The following is a 23,436-nucleotide window of genomic DNA, read 5'->3' on the forward strand; positions in this document are numbered from 1 at the left end:
AGATTTCAAATCCGATAATTTTAAACTTCAAACTTTAAACAAAAATATTATGACACTATATCTTTGGTTTGTATTTTTCCTTGCCGTTCAGGTGATTCATTTTATAGGGACATGGAAATTGTATCAGGTAGCTGGAAGAAAAAGCTGGGAAGCTGCAATTCCCGTTTACAACTCAATTGTTTTAATGAAAATAATAAGCCGCCCGACTTGGTGGACTTTGTTGCTTTTTATTCCAATCATCAACCTAATTATGTTTCCGGTTGTATGGGTTGAAACCTTGAGAACTTTTGGAAAAAGATCAACTTTAGATACTATTTTAGGAATTTTCACATTAGGATTTTACATCTACTACGTAAACTACACCCAAAAATTAGAATATAATGCTAATCGCGATTTAACCCCAAAGAGCAAAACTGCAGATACTGTAAGTTCATTACTTTTTGCCATAATCGTAGCAACATTAGTACATACTTATGTAGTACAGCCTTACACAATTCCAACATCATCTCTTGAAAAATCATTATTGATTGGAGACTTCTTGTTTGTAAGCAAATTAAATTACGGACCTAGAGTTCCTATGACAACAGTTGCTTTGCCTATGGTTCACGATTCGATTCCATTGACAAAAAGCAAATCATATCTAAAATGGCCACAACTACCATATTACAGATTACCAGCATTTGAAAAAATAAAACGAACCGATATTGTCGTTTTCAACTGGCCGGCTGACACTGTACATTTTTTTTATGAGCGAAAAGGCCAACCAGGCGTTATAAAACCGATCGATAAAAGATCAAATTACGTAAAAAGATGTGTTGGTATTCCTGGAGACAGTTTATCAATCGTTGACGGTTACGTTTTCATAAATGGAAAAAAATTAATTCTTCCAGAAAGAGCAAAACCACAATATTCTTATACTATTGCTTTTGACGGAAAAACTCCAGTTGATTTACAGTCTTTAGTTAAAGAATTGGATATCACAGATGGCGGTTATTTTAAAAACGAACAAACAAGAGACACTCTTGTTTTAGGCGCATTAACAGAAGCTGGCGCTGAAAGATTTAGGAATACTCCAGGCGTTACTGCAGTAATCAGAAAAATTGACAAAGGAAATGACAATGCTATTTACCCGCATATTAATAAAGGAAGCCAAGACAATATGGGGCCAATTTATATTCCTGAAGCTGGAAAAACGGTAGCATTAACAAATGAATCTTTACCATATTATAAAGATATTATCACCAATTACGAAGGAAATACATTAGAGCTGAAAGATTCTAAATTTTTCATCAATGGAAAACCAGCAACTACTTATACCTTTAAACAAAACTACTATTGGATGATGGGAGACAACCGTCACAATTCTGAAGATAGCCGTTACTGGGGATATGTTCCAGAAAATCATATTGTTGGAAAACCTGTTTTCATCTGGCTAAGCTGGGATACAAACGGAAAAGGCATCAACAAAATTCGTTGGAGCCGCGTTTTCACAACTGTTGATGGGGAAGGACAGCCTCAATCCTATTTCAAATATTTCTTGATTCTTCTTGCTCTTTACTTCGTTGGAGAATTCTTTTGGAGAAAGAAAAAAGAAAACAAAGCATAAAAAACGTTAATTCGTTGAACTGGTAAATCGTTTAATCGTTTCTCAAAAAGGACGATTAAACGATTTACCGATTAAACAAAAAATCAAAATGAACTCTTTATTACTTCCTACCTATTTCCCATCGATCAGTCACTTTGCAGTAATGGCTCAATCTGAGACGATTACTTTTGAAATGGAAGATAATTTTCAGAAGCAGACAAATAGAAACAGAACTTATATCTATAGTCCAAACGGAATTCAGTTATTAAATATTCCTGTAAAACATTCAAAATTGGCTCATCAAAAAACAAAAGATGTTTTGATAGAAAATGAATTTGACTGGCAAAAACAGCACTTCAAATCTTTAGAGGCTGCTTACAGAAGCTCTCCGTTTTTTGAGTTTTTTGAAGATGACATCACTCCTATTTTCGAAAAAAAGCACAATTTTTTGATGGATCTAAATTTAGAAGTTTTAGATATCGTTACAAAATGCCTTAGAATGAAACTAGAGTTTGGAAAAACTTCTGAATACTTTCATGAAGTGGAAAATATTTCGGATTTCAGATATTTGGCAAATGGCAAAAAAGATGCTAATTCATTCGAAAAATACACTCAGGTCTTTGATGACAAACATGGTTTTATCAATAATCTAAGCGTTTTGGATTTACTTTTTAACGAAGGTAAGTTTGCGATGGATTATTTAAAAACTCAAAAAATAATCTAAAACTGGTCTATCGAAAGTCTGGTCATTATTGGATAATGATCTGAATTTTCAAAATCAGAAAAACTTTCGAATTGTTTTACTTTCATTTTGGTGTCAGTAAAAATATAGTCAATTCGAGCTGGATAGTATTTAAATTTATAAGTTGCACCAAAGCCTTCCCCGGCTTCTTCAAAAGCATCTTTAAGCTTTCCTTTAATATTTCGGTAAACGTATGAAAACGGACTGTTATTCATGTCTCCGCAAATAATAATTGGGTATTTACACTTTTTTATGTGCTCTTTAAAGATTTCAGCTTGTTCTTGTTGTTGTGTAAATCCTTTACTGATTCTAGCATAAATGCGCTGTGATTTCTTCTGATTTACATTGTCAATATTATCCGAAATATCACTTACGTCTGGAGATATTTTAATAGACTGCAAGTGCATATTATAAACACGAATAATGTCTTTTCCGCGTTTAATATCAGCATAAACCACATTATTATCAGATTTAGGAAAAACAATATTCCCTTCATCAATAATTGGAAATTTTGAAAAAATAGCTTGACCTGTTTTGATCTGATTTCCATCGATAAAAATATAACGATGCGGATATACTTTCAAATCCAAATGTGCTGAATTAGAATATTCCTGAATACACAAAATATCAGGATCCTTATCATCTATAAAAGTTTTAATATTCTCAGGAATGTCGTCACGATCCAGCCATTTAAAAACATTAAACAAACGAACATTATAACTCATAACCGAAAAATCCCTTTCATCTTTTACATATTCTTTCGCTGAAAATTTATAGAATTTACTAATGAATGTAATTCCCATCAACAAAACCAAACCAGATAAAATAAGGCGTTTTTTAAACTGAATTGCCCAATAAACAAAGAAAAGCCCATTGGCAACAAAAAAAGCTGGCATAAACAGCGTTAGCACCGATAAAAGCGGAAAGCTCTTAGGTGCTAGAAATGGTAAAACATAGACGCTAAATGTGAGAACAGTCAGCACTATATTCAGAAAGAACATTATTTTATTAAACCACGAAAGGTTTTTCATATTATTTGCTAAAAGGATTATTTTCCAGCTCTAAATAGAAACTCTTTTTCTTCTTTTGTCAGACAATCATAACCAGATTGGCTAATCTTATCCAAAATTTCATCAATCTGTTGCTGCGTTTTATCTTTCGTAACAATTCTTGACGACGTTTTTTCCGTAGGTTTTTTGTAATTTTTATGAACTTTTGTAAATGGGGTCTTTGGGGATTTTCTAAAAAGATTAGCAAAAAAGTCTAAAATTTTAGAAACAATGATACTCAAATCGGTACCATTTTGAAGCAATTTTATGTATATAAATCCAAAAAAAGCTCCTGCTAAGTGCGAAATATGGCCACCCATATTTTCTAAACGAAACTGCATTAAATCTAAAAGCAAAATAACGCCGGTAATATGCCACAGCTTAACATTACCAAATAAAAACAATCGAACATTCATTAATGGCTGATATGTTGTTGCCGCAACCAAAATTGCCATTATTGCTGCCGACGCTCCAACTATTAAAGCAAAATTTCCTAAAATATAGTAGCTTAAAGCAAATACAATTCCTGAAAATACAGCACCTAAAATATAGAGCCCTAAATATTGTTTTTGAGTAAAAAAGGTCAAGAATAAATTACTTGCAAAATTCAAAACCAACATATTAAACAGCAAATGCATGAATCCAAAATGAAAAAATGCATAGGTTAAAAATGTCCATGGCCTAAAGATGAAAACCTGAGGATCTGAAGACAAAGCCAACCAATTAGGAAAATCAAACTGACCAATTGAAAACTGATAGAAAAAAATCAAGGAAACAAGAAAACAAGCAATATTCCAATAAATGACACGCATTGCGATGCCTCCCAATCTGTATTGCAGTTTTAAATCGTCAAGAATATTCATAAAGTCTTCGTTTCGTTTTTTAAAGTTAATAAATTAAAGTTAAAAATTAATTCCAGCGATTGCTATTAAACTGATTTTTTTTCCAGTATAACATCATTAAGAAACCAGCAACAGCACCTCCAAGATGTGCAAAATGGGCAATTCCAGTTCCTCCGCTTCCAAAAAGAGAACTTCCTTTTAAACCTAAAAATAAATCAACTAATAAAAGTCCTGGCACAAAATATTTTGCTTTGATTGGAATTGGGATAAACATCAAAGCCAATTCTGCATTTGGAAACATAAATGCAAAAGCCGTCAGTAAACCATAAATAGCACCGGAAGCACCTAGAACTGCACTTCCATATGCTGTTGTAAAATTTTCAAATTGAGTTACTGTCAATATTTCTTTCCATTTAACTGCTATTTGATTTTCACTCAAAAGCTGTAAAACATAAGATTTTGAATATCCATTCGCAATCAAAACATTTAAACCTTCCTGAAAAGGATAATAATTTACTGCAAAATTCAACAAAGCAGCACCTAAACCACATGAAATGTAAAAAAACAAGAATTTTTTACCGCCCCAAAAATGCTCTAGCATAGATCCAAATGAATACAATGCAAACATATTGAATGCAATATGCAGCAAATTTGCATGCATAAACATATGCGTAATTATCTGCCAGATTTTAAAATCTGGATTTTCAGGAAAGTACATAATCAGATAATCATATGATACTGGCACTAACTGAGAACCAATAAAAAAGATAATATTAATAATAAGCAGTTGTTTGACAACTGGAGTAATATTCATCATAAGGCAAACTTTTTATCTATATCTTCCACACGCATGGTGATGAAAGTAGGTTTTTGAAAAGGTGAAATATTTGGATCTTTACAGGCAAATAACCCATTTACTAAATTATCTTGTTCTTTTTCGGTTAAATATGACCCCGTTTTAACCGCTAAACTTTTTGCCATTGATTTGGCAATTGTATCGTTCTGACTGAAACTGTTCGCCGGAATTCCATCCTGCAAATCACTTAACAACTGATCGATAACTATTGAAACTTCACTTTCAGTAATATTTACAGGAATTCCTGAAATTACAATATGATCCGTCTTGGAGTCTTCAAAAACAAAGCCTGTTGTTTCCAGCGAAGGTTTTAATTCTTCAATCAACTTCATTTCGACGGTCGAATAAAACAAATCTAACGGAAAAAGCAATTGTTGACTTGAAGCCTGATTAACAGTCATATTCAGCAAAAATTGCTCATATAAAATACGCTGATGCGCACGCTGCTGATCCACAATAATCATTCCTGATTTTATTGGCGAAACAATATATTTTTTATGAATTTGATAGGTTTTCTGACTTACCTGCTCTACTTCATCATCATTAAATAGTGAAGATGTTACTTCTTCATTTTCGAATGTGAAAGGCGAACTTTCAATAGTTTCCGGATTTTCTAAATCTAAACCAACATATAAACTTTCCCAGCTCGCTGTTGGCTCGACTCTTTTTGAATAACCAGAATATGATGATCCGGAATAAGAAGAGCCTGATGAAGAAGATGAACCCGAGCTATAGCCAGATCCTGAACTACCTTTTGTATAATGCTGATTTGTTTTATCATCTGTAAAAGGATTAAAAGTTCCATCTACTTGAATTGTTGGCGTTTCAGCTTCTAAATCTTTGTAGTGATATGGTGTATCTAAATTTGAATCTCTTTCAAAATCTAAAACCGGTGCTACATTGAACTGTCCCAAACTATGTTTAATAGACGCTCTTAAAATAGCATACAAAGCCTGTTCATCATCAAACTTAATTTCCGTTTTTGTGGGATGAATATTAATATCAATCGTATTTGGCGGAACCTGCAAATACAAGAAATAACTTGGCTGTGAACCATCTTTCAACAAACCGTCATAAGCGGCCATAACAGCATGATGCAAATAACCACTTTTTATAAAACGATCGTTTACAAAAAAGAACTGCTCTCCTCTACTTTTTTTAGCAAACTCTGGTTTACAGACAAATCCCTGAATATTTATAATTTCGGTATCTTCATTTACCGGAACTAATTTTTCATTGGTTTTGCCAGACATAATTCCGACAATTCTCTGGCGATATCCTGCAGACGGAAGGTTATACAATTCGCTTCCGTTATGATAAAAACTAAAATGAATATTTGGATGCGCCAAAGCTACACGCTGAAATTCATCCATAACATGACGAAACTCAACTGTATCCGATTTTAAGAAATTACGTCGGGCGGGAATATTGAAGAAAAGATTCTTAACCGCAAATGACGTCCCTTTTGGCAAAACTGCTACTTCCTGTGAAATAAATTTACTTCCTTCAATTACAATATGGGTTCCAAGTTCGTCCTGATCCTGTTTGGTTTTCATTTCCATGTGGGCAATCGCTGCTATAGATGCCAATGCTTCTCCACGAAAACCTTTTGTGCCGAGTGAAAACAAGTCTTCAGCCTGACGTATTTTTGAAGTCGCATGGCGAGCAAAACACAAACGCGCATCTGTAACTGTCATTCCAACTCCATTATCAATAACCTGAACTAACGATTTGCCGGCATCTTTTATAATCAATTTAATATCAGTTGCCTTCGCATCAACGGCATTTTCTAACAGTTCTTTTACAACTGAAGCTGGTCTTTGAACCACTTCTCCAGCAGCAATTTGGTTAGCAACGTGATCTGGAAGCAATTGAATAATACTCGACATTAAAAAAATTTGGGTTAAAGGTTTCTCTTCGACTTTACTAAAAATCTTAGATTGATAATGTTAGTTCTCTTTGATTTTAAAAAACCAAGGTGTACAAATTTAATGAATTTTGATTGTGATTCAGAACATCTATACTCATAAAAAAAACAAAAAACCTATACTATTTTTACACAGTATAGGTTTTAGTATTTTTAAAACAATTGTGCTTTATTCGTTCTCGATTTTTCTAGGTTTATCTTCAATTTGAAGCGCGCCAGAAGACAATAATGGCTGATTAAAAGGATGTGAGATTGAAGCCTGCTGACGAATATATGCCATTTTAATTGCCGCAATTGCTGCTTCTGTTCCTTTGTTTCCGTGAATCCCTCCACTTCTGTCAATTGACTGTTGCATCGTATTATCTGTCAAAACACAGAAAATAACCGGAATATCTGTTTGAACATTCAAATCTTTAATTCCTTGCGTAACGCCTTCACATACAAAATCAAAATGCTTTGTTTCTCCCTGAATTACACATCCAATTACAATTACTGCATCAACATTTTGAGTCTGAAGCATTTTTTTTGCGCCATAAATCAACTCAAAACTTCCTGGAACATTCCAACGAATAATTTGTTGTGCTGGCACATTGCAATCAACAAGCGCATCATATGCACCATTGTAAAGTCCTTCTGTTATAGTGTCGTTCCACTCAGAAACAACAATCCCAAATCGAAAGTCTTTCGCATTTGGGATTGTGTTTTTATCGTATTCTGATAGATTTTTATTTTCAGTAGCCATCTGTTATATTTTAGATTATAGCCCCGAGGTTTCGGGATGGATTATAGATTCTTAACTACAAATCTACAATCTTAAATCTAAAGTCTAAAATTTTTATTGTGCTAATCCAATTAATACATCAACAGAAGCAGCTTCTGGAGTTGCATCAAAATTATCTTTGATATCGTTTAAATATTTTAAAGCATCTTCTTTCTGACCTAAAGCGATTGCAGTTTTAGCCGCTTTTAGCAAGAAACGAGGTGTAGTAAAATCATTTTTATTTACACCAGCCGCTTTAACATAATAGTTTAAAGCTTCTTTTTGATTATTTTTTTGAGAGTAAGCATCACCGATAGCTCCAGTTGCCAAAGCACCTAAAATAGCGTCTTCAGATTTAAATTCTCCTAAATATTTGATTGCATCATCAAATTTACCAGTATTCAGGTAAGCCATACCAGCATAGTAGTTTGCTAAATTTCCAGCGTCAGTTCCAGAATATTCGTCAGCGATTTTAACGAATCCGAATTTACCTTCAGAACCATTTAATGCTAATTTATATAATGAATCACTTGCAACACCGTTTACAGCTTTATCAAAGTTTTGTTGTGCAACGAACATTTCGTTTGCAGCTTCGTCTTGCTTAGGAGTTTCAATAAATTTTTGGTAAGCCAAATAACCAATAGTAGCCACTGCAATACCAGCAACTAAACCAATAATGATTTTTTGATTTTTAGCCACCCAATCCTCAGTTCTTGAAGCAGTCTCATCTAATTTAGAAAAAACACCAGCTGTTGCGCTGTCTTTTTCGTCAATAATTACCTGTTGTTCCTCAATAACTTCTTTAACTTCCTTCTCTTTTGGTGTCTTATATCCTCTTTTATTGTAAGTTGCCATTTAAAAATAATTTAGTGAACGGCAAAAATAAAATTTTTCTTGAAACTGAGGCAAAAAAAATCAATTTTATCACTATTTTAAAAAAAATATTTTTCTTATTCACTTGCGCTTTCGCGGAAGCGGTAAAATAAATCGGTTCAAGACTGCCGTAAAGCCAATTATATCGATAATTTTCGGTAATTTGCACCCTCAAATTTCAACCGTCCAAAAACGGTAAATTTTACAACTGGAGTCCCTGAAAAATGCATTTAAACAAAATCTCATTATTCAATTATAAAAACTTTTCTGAAGCAAGTTTTGATTTCGACATCAAAATCAATTGTTTCGTGGGAAAAAATGGCATTGGAAAAACCAATGTGCTCGATGCAATTTATCATTTAGCATACGGAAAAAGCTATTTTAATCCGCTTGCGGTTCAAAATATCAAACATGGCGAAGAGTTTTTTGTAATTGATGCCGAAATAGACAAAAATGACAGAACAGAGCAAATTGTCTGTAGTTTAAAAAAAGGACAAAAAAAGGTTTTAAAAAGAAACGGAAAAGCATACGATAAGTTCTCCGATCATGTTGGATTTATTCCGCTAGTGATCATTTCACCGGCCGATCGGGATTTGATTGTCGAAGGAAGCGAAACGCGCCGTAAATTTATGGACAGCGTGATTTCGCAACTCGACTCTACTTATTTGCATGAATTAATAAATTACCAAAAAGTAATTACGCAGCGAAATGCGCTTTTGAAATATTTTGCACTCAATCATACTTTCGACAACGACACGCTATCTATATATAATGAGCAACTGCAAGAATACGGAAAATCAATTTTTGAAAAACGAAAAGAATTTCTAGAGCAGTTTATACCTATATTTAATAATCATCATCAAGCTATAACAGGATCTGAAGAAAGTGTTCAGTTGGTTTATGAAAGTCATTTATTCGAAAAAGACTTATTAACGCTTCTACAGGAAAATATTAACAAAGACCGCGCACTTCATTACACAACAGTCGGAATTCATAAAGATGATTTGTCTTTTGAAATTGATTCGCATCCTATAAAAAAATTCGGATCACAAGGACAACAAAAATCTTTTTTGATTGCTTTAAAACTGGCTCAATTTGAATTTTTAAAAAAACAAAGCGGTGTAAAACCTATTTTATTATTTGATGATATTTTTGACAAACTAGACGAAACACGTGTTGCCAAAATTGTCGAAATGGTAAATACCGAAACTTTCGGCCAGCTTTTTATTTCTGACACACATCCTGAACGAACCGAAGCGATTGTAAAATCGACACATCAGAGTTATAAAATATTTAATTTATGATTTTATCTATGATTTAAAATTGATATAATTTGTATCAGTTTTTATAATCTATCCCAAAATAGAAATTATTAAATTAGCCTGAATAAAAAACTTAAAAACAACTGCAATAATATAAGGAATATGCTAACGAAAGAATCATTGCAATTTTTAGACGATTTAAAAAAGAACAACAATCGAGAATGGTTTCAGGAAAATAAAAAACGATACGAAGTTTTCAAGAAAGATTATCATCAATTGGTAAGCGATTTTCTTGATGCGATGAAGCCGCTTGATCCGTCATTAGAATTATTAGAAGTCAAAAACTGTACTTTCAGAATCAATCGTGATATTCGTTTTTCTAAAGATAAATCTCCATATAAAGCACATTTAGGCGTTTGGATTTCCAGCGGAGTCAGAGGTTTAAATCGGGCAGGATATTATGTTCATATCGAAAAAGGCGCCAGTTTTATTGCCGGCGGATTTTATTCTCCTGAATCAGAAGATCTAAAGAAAGTCCGTAAAGAAATTGCCTTTTTTTATGATGATTTACAGGAAATTTTAAACGAAAAAAACTTCAAAAAAGAATTTGGAAACTTAGATTTCAATGAAAATAATTCGCTTAAAAGCATGCCGCGTGGTTACGAAAAAGACCATCCTGCGATTGAATTTTTAAAATTAAAGAGTTTCACCGCGACTCAAAAATATGATATTTCTGAAATAACTCAGAAAGATTTTGTTTCAAAAATCAGCAAGAAACTAATTGCTTTAAAACCTCTAAACGAATTCATCAACCGCGCTTTGGATACTGAAGAATTTTAGTTTTATTTGCCACAGATTTCACAGATTCTCACAGATTATTTTTTTTTTTGCAATTGCAAAATCCTTTTAATCTTTTTAATCTGTGGCAAAAAACAACAACAGAATGAAAAGGAAAATACTTTTTCTTGGAGAATCTTACCGTGCCGACGCCATTACTTGGATGAAAGGCCTGAAAGAATTTGGCGATTTTGAAATAATTACTTGGGAACTCCAGACTTCTAACAACCATAGATTCAAACGTATTTTAGAGTATTTCTTCGCTCCGATTTCTATTCGAAAAATCATAAAAAAAGAAAAACCCGATATGGTTATTGCTGAAAGAACTACTAGTTACGGTTTTCTTGCAGCATTATCAGGATCTAAAACCATCGCAATCGCACAGCAAGGCCGAACCGATTTATGGCCTGAAACTTCAGTTTTATATCCTTATAAAAAATTCATTCAAAAATATGCTTTTAAAAAAGCGCATTTAATTCATGCCTGGGGACCAGTTATGACAATTCACATGAAAGAAACTGGTGTTGACATGAATAAAGTTTTAATACTTCCAAAAGGAATTGACTTATCACTTTTTACTCCCTTTACTAATAATTCAAATAAAATTGAAGCAATTGTTACGCGTTCGCTTCAGCCAGAATATCGACACGATTCCATTCTAAAAGCTTTCGGAATTTTAAACAAAAAAGGGATTGATTTTTCTCTGACAATTGTTGGCGATGGAACAAGACTGCAACATTTAAAAGATTTGGCGAAAGAACTTCAAATCGAAAACAAAGTAATTTTTACAGGAAGAATTCCAAACACAGAACTTCCTAAACTATTACAGCAATCCAATATTTACATTAGCATGCCAATTACAGAAGGCGTTTCAGCATCTTTATTTGAAGCCATGGCCTGCAATTGTTATCCTGTAGTTTCTGACATTCCTGGAAATCAAAGTTGGATTACACATCGCGAAAACGGGCAATTAATTGAAATTGATAATGTCGAAATGCTTGCAAAAGAATTGATTTGGTCTTTTGAAAATGCTGAATCTAGAAATGAAGCTATTGTTCGAAACAGAAAATTTGTTGAAGAAAATGCGAATTACAATATTAATATGAACGTTATTTCGGAGAAATATCATGAACTTCTCGATTCTTTAAAGTAATTTAACCGCAAAGACGCAAAGTTTTACGCAAAGTTCGCTAAGCTTTGCGTTCATTGCGTAAAACTTTGCGGACTTTGCGGTTAGAAAAAAATTATAATCCTTACTTTTGACTCAGATTAAAAAGCCTTTTATATATGGAAATCCAATCCAATTTTTCTTTAAAAAACTATAATACTTTTGGCATTGAAGCCAGTGCAAAACAATTCGTTGCCATTCATTCTATTGATGAATTGAAAACAATTTTGTCAGCAAACAAAAACGAGAAAAAATTCATTCTTGGTGGCGGAAGCAATATGCTTTTAACCAAAGATATTGACGCATTGGTTATTCATATTGATTTAAAAGGCAAAAAAATAACAAAAGAAGACGACGATTTTGTTTGGGTTGAAAGTCAAGCTGGCGAAACCTGGCACGATTTCGTTCTTTGGACAATCGAAAACAATTTTGGTGGATTAGAAAATATGTCGCTGATTCCTGGAAATGTTGGTACAACTCCGGTGCAAAATATTGGCGCATACGGAACCGAAATAAAAGACACCTTTGTTTCTTGCGAAGCAATGAATATTACAACTCAGGAAATGAAAACTTTCGATAACGCTGAATGCAATTTTGGCTACCGCGAAAGCATTTTCAAACATGAAGCAAAAGACCAATACATTATTACTTCGGTTATTTTTAAATTGACCAAACGCAATCATAAAATCAATACTTCTTATGGAGATATTTTGGCTGAATTGGCTAAAAACAACATTTCTGAACCAACATTAAAAGATGTCAGCAATGCTGTAATTGCTATCAGACAAAGCAAATTGCCAGATCCGAAAGAATTAGGAAACAGCGGTAGTTTCTTCAAAAATCCGATTTTATTGAAATCTGATTTCGAGAAAATACATCAAAAATTCCCTGAAATGAAATATTATGAAGTTTCAGAAACTGAAGTAAAAGTTCCTGCGGGATGGCTGATTGAGCAGGCTGGTTTTAAAGGAAAACGTTTTGGTGATGCCGGAGTTCATAAAAATCAAGCTTTGGTTTTAGTGAACTATGGAAATGCGACCGGACAGGAAATTTTAGCCGTATCAAAAGAAGTTCAGAAGACAGTTTTTGAAAAATTCGGAATTCATATTGAGGCTGAAGTTAATGTAATCTAGAAATTAAGATTTTAACCTTTGTTTCTTTGCGCCTTTGTTCCTTTGAACCTAAAAAAGAAAAAATGTACACTCCAGATTTATACAAAAACGAGAATCCTGAAGAAATCAGAACTTTTTTAAAAGAAAACAGTTTTGGGATTTTGATCAATCAGACTAACGGAAAATTATGCGCAACACATATTCCAATAGAACTTGAAATTAATGCCGACGGAAAAGAAATTTTGCAAGGACATATTTCAAAACTGAATCCGCAAGCTGATGGTTTTAAAGAAAACGATCAAGTCTTAGCCGTTTTTACAGGTCCGCATAGTTATATTTCTTCTTCTTGGTATGATCATGAAAATGTGCCAACATGGAACTATATAGCCGTACATGTTTATGGAAAAATCAAGATTGTGGATTATGAAACTTCTGTTGAGCAATTAAAAAAACTAGTTGATAAATACGAAGCAAATTCAGAAAATCCCGTTCGTGTTGAAAATTTATCAGAAAAAACAATGCGTGAAGCAAGAGGAATCTTTGGTTTTGAGATCGAAATAAGTGAAATTCAGGCAACTAAAAAACTATCTCAAAATCGTGATGATTTTAATTATAAAAACATAATTTCGGAATTAGAAAAAACCGAAAACCCTCAGGCTATTGCTGTTGCAAAAGAAATGTCAAAATGCCGAAAGTAAATTGGTTTTGGACATTGAAAATTAGGAATTCATAAGTACATTTGCACTCGCAAGATTCAGAAATTAAAAGATATTAAAATCAGATGCTTACAATTTTATTTTACTTTTTTATTGGTATCGTTGTCGTACAACTTTTTTATTACTTAGGAGTATTTGGAAAGTTTGCCTTTGCTAAACAACAAGAAATTACACCCAAAAAACTTCCCGTTTCTGTAATTGTCTGTGCCAAAAACGAAGAAGAAAATGTTAAGAAATTTGTACCGCTTTTAGCCGAACAAGATTATCCAGATTTTGAAATTGTTTTAATCGATGATGCTTCAAGAGATGAAACTCTGGAGGTTTTTGAAGAATTTGAAAAGCAGTATTCAAATATTCGTTTAGTTAAAGTTGAAAATAACGAAGCTTTCTGGGGAAATAAAAAATATGCCCTGACTTTAGGAATCAAAGCCTCAAAAAAAGAATACCTTTTATTTACTGATGCCGATTGTTATCCAACTTCTAAAAACTGGATCACTTCAATGACTTCACATTTTACAATGAACAAAACTATTGTTCTTGGTTATGGAGGTTATGAAAAAACAGATCGTTCGATATTAAATAAAGTGATTCGTTTTGAAACTATTTTAACTGCCGTACAATATTTTTCATGGGCAAAAATAGGCGCTCCATATATGGGAGTTGGAAGAAATCTTGCTTACAAAAAAGAAGAATTTTTTAATGTAAATGGCTTTATTGATCACATCCAAGTACGTTCTGGCGATGATGATTTATTTATAAATCAGGCAGCAAACAAATCAAACACAACAATTTCTTACAATCCTGAAAGTTTTACGTATTCAAAACCTAAAGAGTCTTATAAAGAGTGGTTCAATCAAAAAAGAAGACACGTTTCGACTGCAGAACATTACAAATTTTTTGACAAAATACAATTGGGTATTTTTTATGCCTCACAATTATTTTTCTTTATTTTGGTTATTCTTTTATTGTCTTTCCAATTTCAATGGATTGCAGTATTGGCAATTTTAGCGACTCGTTATACTGTTGCATGGACCGTAATGGGATTTTCAGCTGGAAAATTAAAAGAAAAAGACTTGAAAGTTTGGTTTCCTGTTGTAGAGATGATGCTTATATTGACACAAATTAATATCTTTATAACTAATATCTTTTCAAAACCGGTACATTGGAAATAAATTCTAAAATAGAAAAAGCAAAAAAAGGCGATCAGATCGCCTTTACTTTTTTATTAGATTTTTATTGGAATGAAGTTTACGGCTTCATGCTAAAACGCACTGAAAACGAAACAATTGCCGAAGATATCACTATTGAAACTTTCTCAAAAGCTTTCGACAAGATCGCCACATACAACTCCGAATTTAAATTCAATACCTGGCTGATCAGCATCGCAAAAAATGTCTATATAGATTTATTGCGTAAAAAGAAAACCAATCTTTTTATCGAAATCACAGATAGTGAAGACCAGCAGGCATACAATATTGCCGATCCTACTCCATCTGCAGAAGATGCATTAATAAAAGAGCAAAATCTATCTCGTTTGCTTTTATGCATCAAAGAATTAAAACCCCACTATCAGGAAGTTATTCAACTTCGTTACTTCCAAGAAATGTCTTATCAGGAAATTGCTTCTAAAATTGATGAACCTTTAAGCAATGTAAAAGTTAAGCTTCTTCGTGCCAAAAAATTATTGGCAGAAATCATTGAACGTAACAGATAATTTATTATCTTTAAGAAAAGATTAAAGTATTATCATACTTTTTCTTAAAAAACTTATTATCTAACACACTAAAACAACAACTCCTACGTTGTTTGCTAAAACCCAAACCCTATTCGCGTATGATTTAAAGTTACTTAACCTTAAAATCCAAAAATCATGTCAAAATCAAGCATCTATGAAAGCAAGTGGACCGATCTTGTTTTCGAAAACAAAAACAAAGAGTATGGAGCGTATCAATTACGCCAAGAAAATTCTAAAACAACAGTTACTGCCTTATTTATGGCGTTGCTGTTGATAGCCGCCTTGGGAAGCGCATCGATGCTGATTAATAAGTTAAGACCGAATGAAACTATTGAAACAGCTCCATTCGACGAACCATTAACACCGGTTAATATTACGCCTGATTTGGTAAGACCTGTACCACCTGCACCTGTGGCACCTCCAACACAGACTGCTCCAGCTGCTCCATCAATTAATACGCAACTGACAAATCCTGTTGTTACAACTGCAGCTCTAGCTACACCAGATATTGCAACAAATGTTGAAAATCACGCTGTTATAGACAATAGTACAGGTGGTGACGGAACAATAACTAATGTATTGCCAGGAAGTGGCGGTGGAGAAGGAAATGTTTCTGATCCTGCTCCGGTAGACAACAGCCCTGTAATTGCTGCCGCATTAGACAAAATGCCAAGTTTCCCTGGAGGAATGGACAAGTTTTACAGCTATGTTGGAAATAACTTTAATAGACCAGAATTGGACGCTGAAATGACTCTTAAAGTATATGTTTCTTTTGTAATTGAAAGAGACGGATCAATAACTGACATCATGGTACAAAAAGATCCAGGTTATGGAATGGGCAAAGAAGCTATTAGAGTATTAAAATCATTAAAAACAAAATGGGTTCCTGGTGTTTTAAATGGAAAAACTGTTAGAACGGCATATAATCTTCCTATTACAATTAAAACACAACCTGAATAAAATAATAATCGAAAAACTGAAAAGCAGAACTTAGGTTCTGCTTTTTTTTATTTGAATAATTAACTGCTTTCATAACATTTCTAATCGCCTAAATCCATGCTTCTTTTTAATTTTAATTACTTTTGCAATTCAAAAGTCAAAACATTTATTACTAAAAACTAAAAAATGGGAATATTTTCTGCTCTTATGGGCAATGCAGGCACTGTCAGTCAAGAAGATTTACTAAAAAAATACGGGCAACTTTTAACTGATAACGAAGAAATCGAAATGGGTTTTAAATTGATTCGTGACACTTTTATTTTCACAAACAAAAGATTAATTCTGGTTGATGTTCAAGGAATTACAGGAAGCAAAACAGAATACAAATCAATTGCTTATAAAAGTATTACTCGTTTTAGCGTAGAAACTGCTGGTACTTTTGATTTGGACGCCGAATTGAAAATTTGGGTTTCAAGCGAATTAAACCCAAGTATTGTAAAACAATTCAATAAATCTGTGAATGTCTATGATGTTCAAAAAGTTTTGGCACACCACGTTTTAGGATAATCTTTTAAATAATAAAAAAACGGCAAATTTAAAATTTGCCGTTTTTTTATTATTTAAATCAAACCAACTATTTCTTTTTAGCTGTTGTCGTTTTCTTTGTCGTAGTTGCTTTTTTTGTTGTAGTTGTTTTGACAACAGGAGCTGTATTGACAATTTTTTGCTGTACATATGGCTTATATAAACCATCTTTTTCTGCTCTTGCTTTAGCATCATCAGCTCTTTTAGCAGAATCCGGGTGCGAACTCATCATTCTGTCAAGAAAAGAGGCTTCAGCTCCCTGACTCATTTTAGCCAAAATTCTAAAAGCAGATTCTTCAGCATTTACATTGTAACCGTTTTTCTTTAAAAAATTATACGAAAACAAATCGGCTTCGGCTTCTTGTTTACGGCTATGCTTACTATCAATCATTGCACTTCCAATTTTCCCTAACTGACTATCTGTTACAGCACTAATTTTTGCAGATTGTGAAGATGCTCCATCAATTAAAGCTTCTTTTTGGTAAGCCGCTCGCATAGCATCTCTCGTATCATTATTGGCTACGTGACCAATTTCGTGGCCAATTACCGCCAGCAATTCGTTGTCGTCCATAATATCCATTAAACCAGAATATACACGAACACTTCCGTCAGCAGTTGCAAATGCATTCACTTCTTTCAATTTATAAACTTTATAATTCAGCGTATATCCTTCACCAGAAGTATATTTTCCAAAAACTCTATTTAACCTTAAAGTATAACCGTCGTTTGGTCCTGCAACTTCATTTGTCGAATCTAATTTACGAACAGCTTCTTTGGATAAAGTTGCTGCATCAGCATTAGTCAAGGTAAAACTAGTCACGCCTTTTTGCAGAGCCCCCATTGCTTTATCTCCTAAATTAATTTGCGCATTCATCTTAGTAAGTCCCAATGTGGCAAATAAAACTCCTAAAACTATTAATTTCTTTTTCATGTTTTTATTTTATTACAATTTAACAACAAATGTAAATAACATAATGCTATTTCATTTCACACAAAGTTCATTTTTTTGACAGATTAAAGTTATGAATTTTAAATGAGCTATTTAACAATATTTGAAAGCATTCTTGACACAAAAGATCAAAAAAAGCGGCAAATTGTGTCAGAATTTGCCGCTTTTACATTTTATCTAAAAAATTACTTCTTTTTTGTAGTTGTCTTTTTAACCGTTGTTTTTTTAGCTGTTGCTTTTACTGGCGTAGAATTATCAATTTTCTGCTGTACATAAGCTTTATACAAACCATCTTTTGTTGCTCTTTTTTTAGCATCATCTGCTCTTTTGCCAGAATCTGGATGCGAGCTCATCATTTTTGTCATAAAAGAAGATTCTGCTCCTTCACTTAAATTTTGCAGAATTCTAAAAGCTGATTCTACCGCATTTACATCGTAACCATTTCTTTTCATAAAATCATATGAAAACGTATCAGCTTGCGACTCTTGTTTTCTACTATGTTTACTATCGATCATTGCGCTTCCTAATTGTCCCAATTGAGATTTTGTCATAGTCTCAATTTTTCCTGACTGTGATGAAGCCGCGTCTAGTAAAGCCTCTTTTTTATAAGCTGCTTTAATTGCATCTCTTGTATCATGATTAACAACGTGACCAATCTCATGTCCAATAACCGCAAGTAATTCATTATCATCCATAACATCCATCAATCCCGCAAATACACGAACACTACCATCTGCACATGCAAACGCATTGATATCTTTTACTAAATAAACCTTGTAATTTAAAGTAACTCCTTCACTAGAAACATGTTTGCCAAATAAACGATTTAATCGAATGGAATACCCATCGGTTACCGGCGCAACAGGATTATTTGCATCTAATTCATCTATCGATTGTTTTGCTAAAGCCGCAGCATCGGCATCGCTAAAAGTGAATCCCGAAACACCTTTTCCCAAAGCTCCCATAGCTTTATCTGAAAGTATTTGTGCGTTCATTTGAGTGAAACCAAAAAGCGCAAATAAAACCCCTAATACAATAAATCTTTTTTTCATGTTTTTTAAACTTTTAAATTAACGGTAAAATTATTACATGATAAATTTCACGATGCTTCAAAAAGCCATATGTATGTTAAAATAGGTTAAAATTTAATATTTTTAAAAAGCCAGCTTAAAAATTAAAATTTTAAGTAAAAAATTAAAAAGATAAACCTAAAATGCATTTAAAGTCAAGGCATTCCTATTTAAACTTAAATCAACAAACAAAATGAAATGCATGAAAAGCAAAGGAAAAGCAAATTAGCATCTACAAATAAACTACATTCCGTATCTTTGTATTTTGAATTTTGATATATGGAAACAGTCATTGAAAATATACCAGCTGGAAAACCTAAATGGTTAAAGGTTAAACTTCCAATTGGACAAAAATATACTGAACTTCGTGGTTTAGTTGATAAATACAGCTTAAACACAATTTGTACTTCTGGAAGCTGCCCAAATATGGGGGAATGCTGGGGTGAAGGAACAGCAACTTTTATGATTCTTGGAAACATCTGTACACGTTCTTGCGGTTTTTGCGGTGTAAAAACCGGACGTCCAGAAACAGTAGATTGGGATGAGCCAGAAAAAGTTGCCCGCTCTATTAAAATCATGAACATCAAACATGCTGTAATTACTAGCGTTGATAGAGATGATTTGAAAGATGGAGGATCTATAATCTGGATTGAAACTGTAAAAGCAATCCGAAGAATGAACCCAAATACTACACTTGAAACTTTAATTCCAGATTTTCAAGGAATCGAAAGAAACATAGACCGAATTGTAGAAGCAAATCCTGAAGTAGTTTCTCATAACGTTGAAACGGTTCGCCGATTAACCCGAGAAGTTCGAATTCAGGCAAAATATGACCGCAGTCTTGAAGTTTTGCGTTACTTAAAAGAAAAAGGAATCAACAGAACCAAATCTGGTATTATGTTAGGTCTTGGTGAAACTGAAGAAGAAGTTTTTCAGACTATGACTGATTTACGCAATGCAAATGTTGATGTCGTTACTATTGGACAATACCTACAACCAAGTAAAAAACATTTGCCTGTAAAGGAATTTATTACTCCTGAACAATTTGCGAGATACGAAAAATTTGGACTTGAATTAGGTTTCCGTCATGTTGAAAGCGGTCCTCTGGTTCGTTCTTCATACAAAGCACAAAAACATATTTTATAAAAAGTTTAACCGTTTAATCGTTTAATTGTAAAACCGATTAAACGGTTAAATAATTAAACAAATAAACGAAAAATTGAAAACTAGAATTGCTATAAATGGTTTTGGAAGAATTGGTAGAAATTTGTTTCGCCTACTTTTAAATCATCCAGAAATTGAAGTTGTTGCCATCAATGATATTGCCGACAATAAAACGATGGCACACTTAATTAAATACGACAGTATTCATGGTGTTTTGCCTTTTACTGTAAGTCATGATGAAGCATCAATTATTGTTGATAATAAACATTTTAAGTTTTTTCATGAAAAAAATATTTCTAATTTAGATTGGAAAAGTCACAATATTGATATTGTAATTGAATCAACAGGAAAATATAAAACGCATGAAGAATTAAATGCACATCTGGAAGTTGGAGCAAAAAAGGTAATTCTTTCAGCTCCATCAGAAGTTGACACAATAAAAACAGTAGTTTTAGGTGTAAATGAAGATATTTTAGAAGGAAATGAGACAATCGTTTCAAATGCAAGCTGCACAACAAACAATGCTGCGCCTATGATTAAAATCATTGACGATCTTTGCGGAATTGAACAAGCTTATATTACAACGATACATTCATACACAACTGACCAAAGTCTTCACGACCAGCCACATAAGGATTTACGCAGAGCGCGAGGCGCAAGTCAGTCGATTGTTCCAACAACTACAGGTGCAGCTAAGGCATTAACAAAAATTTTTCCTAAATTGCATCAAAAAATCGGAGGATGTGGCATTCGTGTTCCAGTTCCCGATGGTTCATTAACAGATATTACATTCAATGTAAAACGCGCTGTTACTATTGAAGAAATTAATAAAGCATTTGAAATAGCCTCAAAAACAAATTTAAAAGGAATATTAGATTACACAGAAGATCCGATCGTTTCTGTTGATATAATTGGAAATAGACATTCGTGCTTGTTTGATGCACAACTTACTTCTGTCATTGATAAAATGGTAAAAGTAGTAGGCTGGTACGATAACGAAATTGGTTATTCATCAAGATTAATAGATTTGATTTTACTGATAAGAAAAACATAAATTCATTGTAAAAGCATTGCCATACATGAAATACCGCATTCTTATTCTTGTTTGTTTTTTTAGTTCAATTTTGTATTCTCAAACTAAAAAGAATACGGATAGCATTTCCTATTACAATAAATTAGCCAACTCAAATCTTGAAAAGAAAAAGTACAATAAGGCACTTTTTTACACTAAAAAATCTATTGATTTTTGCCAAACCAATAATAAAACTGAAAATTTAGCCAACCAAACTTTCAAACTAGGGAAAATTTATTACAACCAGCAGAAATTTGACGCAGCTTTAAAAAACTTTCATAAAAGCGTTTCGCTATTTGATAAAGTAAAACCGACATGTACAAAAATATTGGCTTTGCATTATATTGGAGCCACCAATACTGCGCAGGGAAATTTTGAAATTGGTAATATTTATTATAAAAAAGCAGACAGCCTATTAAAAGAATTAAAACTTGTCGATCATGGCGAAATTTTAAATTATCAAAAGGCGATGGCTTTAAAAATTGGAAAAAATTTGCCGCTTTCTGCAAAGACCTTCCAAAAAATAGTAAAGAAACCTGACAATCCAAAAATTCTTAAAACAAAAGCAAATTCTTATTATCAGCTTGGACTTATTGAAACTACACTTAAGCGAAATGATTCTGCTTTAGTTTATTTTGACAATGCTCTAGATTATAGTGCAAAAAATAACAATCTGGCTCAAAAATCTAAGATAATACTGGCTATCAGTCAGTATTACAAAAAAAACAGAAACTTTGATCTCGCTTATTCTTATTTAGATGAGCATTATCAGATTGAAAACTATATCTTAAAACTTAAAAATGCAAAATTGGATCTCAATGAATTTGAGAAATTCAAAAAAACGCAGTCAATAAACAATACGCTTCAGCGAGAAAGTGACCAAAAAATTCAGCTAAAAACCTATCGTTATTCAAAATTGGTTAGTATTTTGGCAATTGCATTGATTTCGATCTTATCACTTTTAAGTCTGGCGCTTTACAAAAACAATATTATTCGAAACCAGAATAATTTACTTTTAAGAGAAAAAAACAAAGAACTTATTTTGGCTAAAAACAAAGCCGAAAAAGCATCAAAAGCTAGATCTGAATTTTTATCAACCGTAAGTCATGAACTTCGGACTCCGCTTAATGCAATCAACGGAATTACACACTTACTTTTAGAAGACAATCCTAAAAAAAATCAGTTGAAATATTTGGAATCATTGAAATTCTCAGGAAACTATCTGACTACTTTTATCAATGAAATTCTGGAAATTAATAAAATTGACTCCACAAAAGTTGAAGTTGAATATATTAGTTTCAATTTAAAAGAGCTCCTCTTTAATATTCAAAGCTCTTTAAAAGAATTGGCTACAGCCAATAAAAACTACTTCAATCTTGAAATTGACGAAGCAATTCCTGACAATTTAATTGGTGATCCAACTAAATTGTCACAAATTATACTTAACTTAATCAACAATGCTTTAAAATTTACACAAAACGGGCATGTCAATGTAATCGCAAAATTATATGCGATTGAAGAAGAAAATGCCACGATTTATTTTGAAATTGTAGATACTGGAATTGGAATTCCGGAAGACAAGCTACAGACTGTTTTTGAAAGTTTTTCGCAAGGTTCTATTGAAGTAAACCGTAAATATGGCGGAACAGGTTTAGGTCTTACCATTGTAAAAAAATTAATTGAACTTCTTGGCGGCGAAATAAAATTAAAAAGTGAAGTTGGTAAAGGCTCAACTTTTACTTTCAAATTAAATTTCCATATTAATACGGAGCCATTAGAAGTTGTTGAAGAAAACACAAAACTATACAGCGACAAACAATTGGAACATAAATCGATTTTATTGATTGAAGACAACAAAATCAATCAAATGATTACTCGAAAAATGTTAGAAAACAAGGCCATTTTCTGTGAAATAATTGACAATGGTGAAGAAGCTGTCGAACTTTTAAAAGTAAAACGTTTTGATATGGTTTTGATGGATGTGCATTTGCCTGGCATCAACGGAACAACGGCTACAAAATTGATTCGAGAGTTTGACAAAACAACTCCAATTATTGCTTTGACAGCCATTTCGCTTGACGAAAACCGTGATATGCTTTTATCTTTCGGAATGAACGATGTAATTACAAAACCATTTGTTCCAGACGAATTTTACAGTACTATTGCTAAGTTTTTTGATTAACTAAGTTTCTA

Annotated in this window: 22 protein-coding genes; 14 read left to right on the forward strand and 8 right to left on the reverse strand. The window is 32.8% G+C overall.

Translation table 11 applies throughout. From position 1 onward, the window contains the following. Positions 1 to 49 precede the first annotated feature (49 nt). Positions 50 to 1,606, forward strand: a complete 1,557-nt coding sequence (gene lepB, locus ACWA1B_RS17985; protein WP_456909286.1) for a signal peptidase I — start codon at positions 50 to 52, stop codon at positions 1,604 to 1,606. A gap of 88 nt (positions 1,607 to 1,694) precedes the next feature. Further along, a complete protein-coding gene (locus ACWA1B_RS17990; protein ID WP_456909288.1) occupies positions 1,695 to 2,309 on the forward strand; it encodes a WbqC family protein in 615 nt (204 codons plus the stop codon). Here ACWA1B_RS17990 and ACWA1B_RS17995 read toward each other — a convergent pair. The 6 genes from ACWA1B_RS17995 to ACWA1B_RS18020 form a co-directional block, all read right to left on the reverse strand. Then, the gene (locus ACWA1B_RS17995; RefSeq protein ID WP_035650103.1) at positions 2,306 to 3,358 is read right to left on the reverse strand and encodes an endonuclease/exonuclease/phosphatase family protein; all 1,053 of its coding nucleotides are present in this window, start codon (positions 3,356 to 3,358) and stop codon (positions 2,306 to 2,308) included. The two genes, ACWA1B_RS17990 and ACWA1B_RS17995, sit on opposite strands and share 4 nt — an antisense overlap. A 17-nt stretch (positions 3,359 to 3,375) precedes the next feature. Continuing rightward, on the reverse strand, positions 3,376 to 4,239 hold the full coding sequence (locus ACWA1B_RS18000) for a rhomboid family intramembrane serine protease (RefSeq protein WP_456909290.1): 864 nt from the start codon (positions 4,237 to 4,239) through the stop codon (positions 3,376 to 3,378). Between the two features lie 46 nt (positions 4,240 to 4,285). Beyond that, positions 4,286 to 5,035, reverse strand: a complete 750-nt coding sequence (locus tag ACWA1B_RS18005) for a rhomboid family intramembrane serine protease (RefSeq protein WP_456909292.1) — start codon at positions 5,033 to 5,035, stop codon at positions 4,286 to 4,288. Next, entirely contained in the window at positions 5,032 to 6,963 is a 1,932-nt protein-coding gene (gene mutL / locus ACWA1B_RS18010; protein WP_456909294.1) for a DNA mismatch repair endonuclease MutL, read from the reverse strand. Before mutL ends, ACWA1B_RS18005 begins: the two co-directional genes overlap by 4 nt. A gap of 207 nt (positions 6,964 to 7,170) precedes the next feature. After that, positions 7,171 to 7,743 carry a 6,7-dimethyl-8-ribityllumazine synthase gene (ribH, locus tag ACWA1B_RS18015; protein ID WP_456909296.1) on the reverse strand — a complete coding sequence of 191 codons (573 nt, stop codon included), beginning with the start codon at positions 7,741 to 7,743 and terminating at the stop codon, positions 7,171 to 7,173. Between the two features lie 93 nt (positions 7,744 to 7,836). After that, the gene (locus ACWA1B_RS18020; protein ID WP_456909298.1) at positions 7,837 to 8,616 is read right to left on the reverse strand and encodes a tetratricopeptide repeat protein; all 780 of its coding nucleotides are present in this window, start codon (positions 8,614 to 8,616) and stop codon (positions 7,837 to 7,839) included. Positions 8,617 to 8,858: 242 nt separating this feature from the next. Here ACWA1B_RS18020 and recF point away from each other — a divergent pair, with 242 nt between their 5' ends. The 9 genes from recF to ACWA1B_RS18065 all read left to right on the forward strand — a co-directional run bounded on the left by recF (position 8,859) and on the right by ACWA1B_RS18065 (position 16,970). Continuing rightward, a complete protein-coding gene (gene recF, locus ACWA1B_RS18025) occupies positions 8,859 to 9,938 on the forward strand; it encodes a DNA replication/repair protein RecF (protein ID WP_456909300.1) in 1,080 nt (359 codons plus the stop codon). Positions 9,939 to 10,058: 120 nt separating this feature from the next. After that, positions 10,059 to 10,736, forward strand: a complete 678-nt coding sequence (locus ACWA1B_RS18030) for a DUF2461 domain-containing protein (protein ID WP_456909302.1) — start codon at positions 10,059 to 10,061, stop codon at positions 10,734 to 10,736. A 103-nt stretch (positions 10,737 to 10,839) separates the two neighbouring features. After that, positions 10,840 to 11,886, forward strand: coding sequence for a glycosyltransferase (locus tag ACWA1B_RS18035; RefSeq protein WP_456909304.1), 1,047 nt, complete (start codon positions 10,840 to 10,842; stop codon positions 11,884 to 11,886). Positions 11,887 to 12,020: 134 nt separating this feature from the next. Further along, positions 12,021 to 13,034 carry a UDP-N-acetylmuramate dehydrogenase gene (gene murB / locus ACWA1B_RS18040; protein WP_456909306.1) on the forward strand — a complete coding sequence of 338 codons (1,014 nt, stop codon included), beginning with the start codon at positions 12,021 to 12,023 and terminating at the stop codon, positions 13,032 to 13,034. Positions 13,035 to 13,096: 62 nt separating this feature from the next. After that, on the forward strand, positions 13,097 to 13,711 hold the full coding sequence (locus ACWA1B_RS18045) for an FMN-binding negative transcriptional regulator (RefSeq protein WP_456909308.1): 615 nt from the start codon (positions 13,097 to 13,099) through the stop codon (positions 13,709 to 13,711). Positions 13,712 to 13,794: 83 nt separating this feature from the next. Next, the gene (locus tag ACWA1B_RS18050) at positions 13,795 to 14,901 is read left to right on the forward strand and encodes a glycosyltransferase (RefSeq protein WP_456909310.1); all 1,107 of its coding nucleotides are present in this window, start codon (positions 13,795 to 13,797) and stop codon (positions 14,899 to 14,901) included. Then, on the forward strand, positions 14,892 to 15,443 hold the full coding sequence (locus ACWA1B_RS18055) for an RNA polymerase sigma factor (protein WP_035650130.1): 552 nt from the start codon (positions 14,892 to 14,894) through the stop codon (positions 15,441 to 15,443). Before ACWA1B_RS18050 ends, ACWA1B_RS18055 begins: the two co-directional genes overlap by 10 nt. A gap of 156 nt (positions 15,444 to 15,599) precedes the next feature. Continuing rightward, the gene (locus ACWA1B_RS18060; protein ID WP_456909312.1) at positions 15,600 to 16,424 is read left to right on the forward strand and encodes an energy transducer TonB; all 825 of its coding nucleotides are present in this window, start codon (positions 15,600 to 15,602) and stop codon (positions 16,422 to 16,424) included. Between the two features lie 165 nt (positions 16,425 to 16,589). Further along, entirely contained in the window at positions 16,590 to 16,970 is a 381-nt protein-coding gene (locus ACWA1B_RS18065; protein ID WP_035650134.1) for a PH domain-containing protein, read from the forward strand. Between the two features lie 67 nt (positions 16,971 to 17,037). Here ACWA1B_RS18065 and ACWA1B_RS18070 read toward each other — a convergent pair whose 3' ends face one another. Both ACWA1B_RS18070 and ACWA1B_RS18075 read right to left on the reverse strand, forming a co-directional pair. Next, entirely contained in the window at positions 17,038 to 17,919 is an 882-nt protein-coding gene (locus ACWA1B_RS18070) for a M48 family metalloprotease (protein WP_456909314.1), read from the reverse strand. 203 nt (positions 17,920 to 18,122) lie between these two features. Continuing rightward, positions 18,123 to 18,989 carry a M48 family metalloprotease gene (locus ACWA1B_RS18075; protein WP_456909316.1) on the reverse strand — a complete coding sequence of 289 codons (867 nt, stop codon included), beginning with the start codon at positions 18,987 to 18,989 and terminating at the stop codon, positions 18,123 to 18,125. Positions 18,990 to 19,286: 297 nt separating this feature from the next. On the opposite strand from ACWA1B_RS18075, the gene lipA reads away from it, so the two are divergent. From lipA to ACWA1B_RS18090, 3 genes are all read left to right on the forward strand, one after another. After that, positions 19,287 to 20,153, forward strand: a complete 867-nt coding sequence (gene lipA, locus ACWA1B_RS18080; RefSeq protein WP_456909318.1) for a lipoyl synthase — start codon at positions 19,287 to 19,289, stop codon at positions 20,151 to 20,153. Between the two features lie 73 nt (positions 20,154 to 20,226). Next, complete coding sequence (gene gap, locus ACWA1B_RS18085) at positions 20,227 to 21,225, forward strand: type I glyceraldehyde-3-phosphate dehydrogenase (protein WP_456909320.1); 999 nt, start codon at positions 20,227 to 20,229, stop codon at positions 21,223 to 21,225. Between the two features lie 25 nt (positions 21,226 to 21,250). Then, complete coding sequence (locus ACWA1B_RS18090; RefSeq protein WP_456909322.1) at positions 21,251 to 23,425, forward strand: tetratricopeptide repeat-containing hybrid sensor histidine kinase/response regulator; 2,175 nt, start codon at positions 21,251 to 21,253, stop codon at positions 23,423 to 23,425. The last annotated feature ends 11 nt before the right edge of the window (positions 23,426 to 23,436 follow it).

This window comes from Flavobacterium xizangense, from assembly GCF_054075145.1.

Bases quoted from the DNA above. Each gene is read 5' to 3' on its own strand.
- lepB (WP_456909286.1), top strand. From the start codon at position 50: ATGACACTATATCTTTGGTTTGTATTTTTCCTTGCCGTTCAGGTGATT.
- ACWA1B_RS17990 (WP_456909288.1), top strand. From the start codon at position 1,695: ATGAACTCTTTATTACTTCCTACCTATTTCCCATCGATCAGTCACTTT.
- ACWA1B_RS17995 (WP_035650103.1), bottom strand. From the start codon at position 3,358: ATGAAAAACCTTTCGTGGTTTAATAAAATAATGTTCTTTCTGAATATA.
- ACWA1B_RS18000 (WP_456909290.1), bottom strand. From the start codon at position 4,239: ATGAATATTCTTGACGATTTAAAACTGCAATACAGATTGGGAGGCATC.
- ACWA1B_RS18005 (WP_456909292.1), bottom strand. From the start codon at position 5,035: ATGATGAATATTACTCCAGTTGTCAAACAACTGCTTATTATTAATATT.
- mutL (WP_456909294.1), bottom strand. From the start codon at position 6,963: ATGTCGAGTATTATTCAATTGCTTCCAGATCACGTTGCTAACCAAATT.
- ribH (WP_456909296.1), bottom strand. From the start codon at position 7,743: ATGGCTACTGAAAATAAAAATCTATCAGAATACGATAAAAACACAATC.
- ACWA1B_RS18020 (WP_456909298.1), bottom strand. From the start codon at position 8,616: ATGGCAACTTACAATAAAAGAGGATATAAGACACCAAAAGAGAAGGAA.
- recF (WP_456909300.1), top strand. From the start codon at position 8,859: ATGCATTTAAACAAAATCTCATTATTCAATTATAAAAACTTTTCTGAA.
- ACWA1B_RS18030 (WP_456909302.1), top strand. From the start codon at position 10,059: ATGCTAACGAAAGAATCATTGCAATTTTTAGACGATTTAAAAAAGAAC.
- ACWA1B_RS18035 (WP_456909304.1), top strand. From the start codon at position 10,840: ATGAAAAGGAAAATACTTTTTCTTGGAGAATCTTACCGTGCCGACGCC.
- murB (WP_456909306.1), top strand. From the start codon at position 12,021: ATGGAAATCCAATCCAATTTTTCTTTAAAAAACTATAATACTTTTGGC.
- ACWA1B_RS18045 (WP_456909308.1), top strand. From the start codon at position 13,097: ATGTACACTCCAGATTTATACAAAAACGAGAATCCTGAAGAAATCAGA.
- ACWA1B_RS18050 (WP_456909310.1), top strand. From the start codon at position 13,795: ATGCTTACAATTTTATTTTACTTTTTTATTGGTATCGTTGTCGTACAA.
- ACWA1B_RS18060 (WP_456909312.1), top strand. From the start codon at position 15,600: ATGTCAAAATCAAGCATCTATGAAAGCAAGTGGACCGATCTTGTTTTC.
- ACWA1B_RS18065 (WP_035650134.1), top strand. From the start codon at position 16,590: ATGGGAATATTTTCTGCTCTTATGGGCAATGCAGGCACTGTCAGTCAA.
- ACWA1B_RS18070 (WP_456909314.1), bottom strand. From the start codon at position 17,919: ATGAAAAAGAAATTAATAGTTTTAGGAGTTTTATTTGCCACATTGGGA.
- ACWA1B_RS18075 (WP_456909316.1), bottom strand. From the start codon at position 18,989: ATGAAAAAAAGATTTATTGTATTAGGGGTTTTATTTGCGCTTTTTGGT.
- lipA (WP_456909318.1), top strand. From the start codon at position 19,287: ATGGAAACAGTCATTGAAAATATACCAGCTGGAAAACCTAAATGGTTA.
- ACWA1B_RS18090 (WP_456909322.1), top strand. From the start codon at position 21,251: ATGAAATACCGCATTCTTATTCTTGTTTGTTTTTTTAGTTCAATTTTG.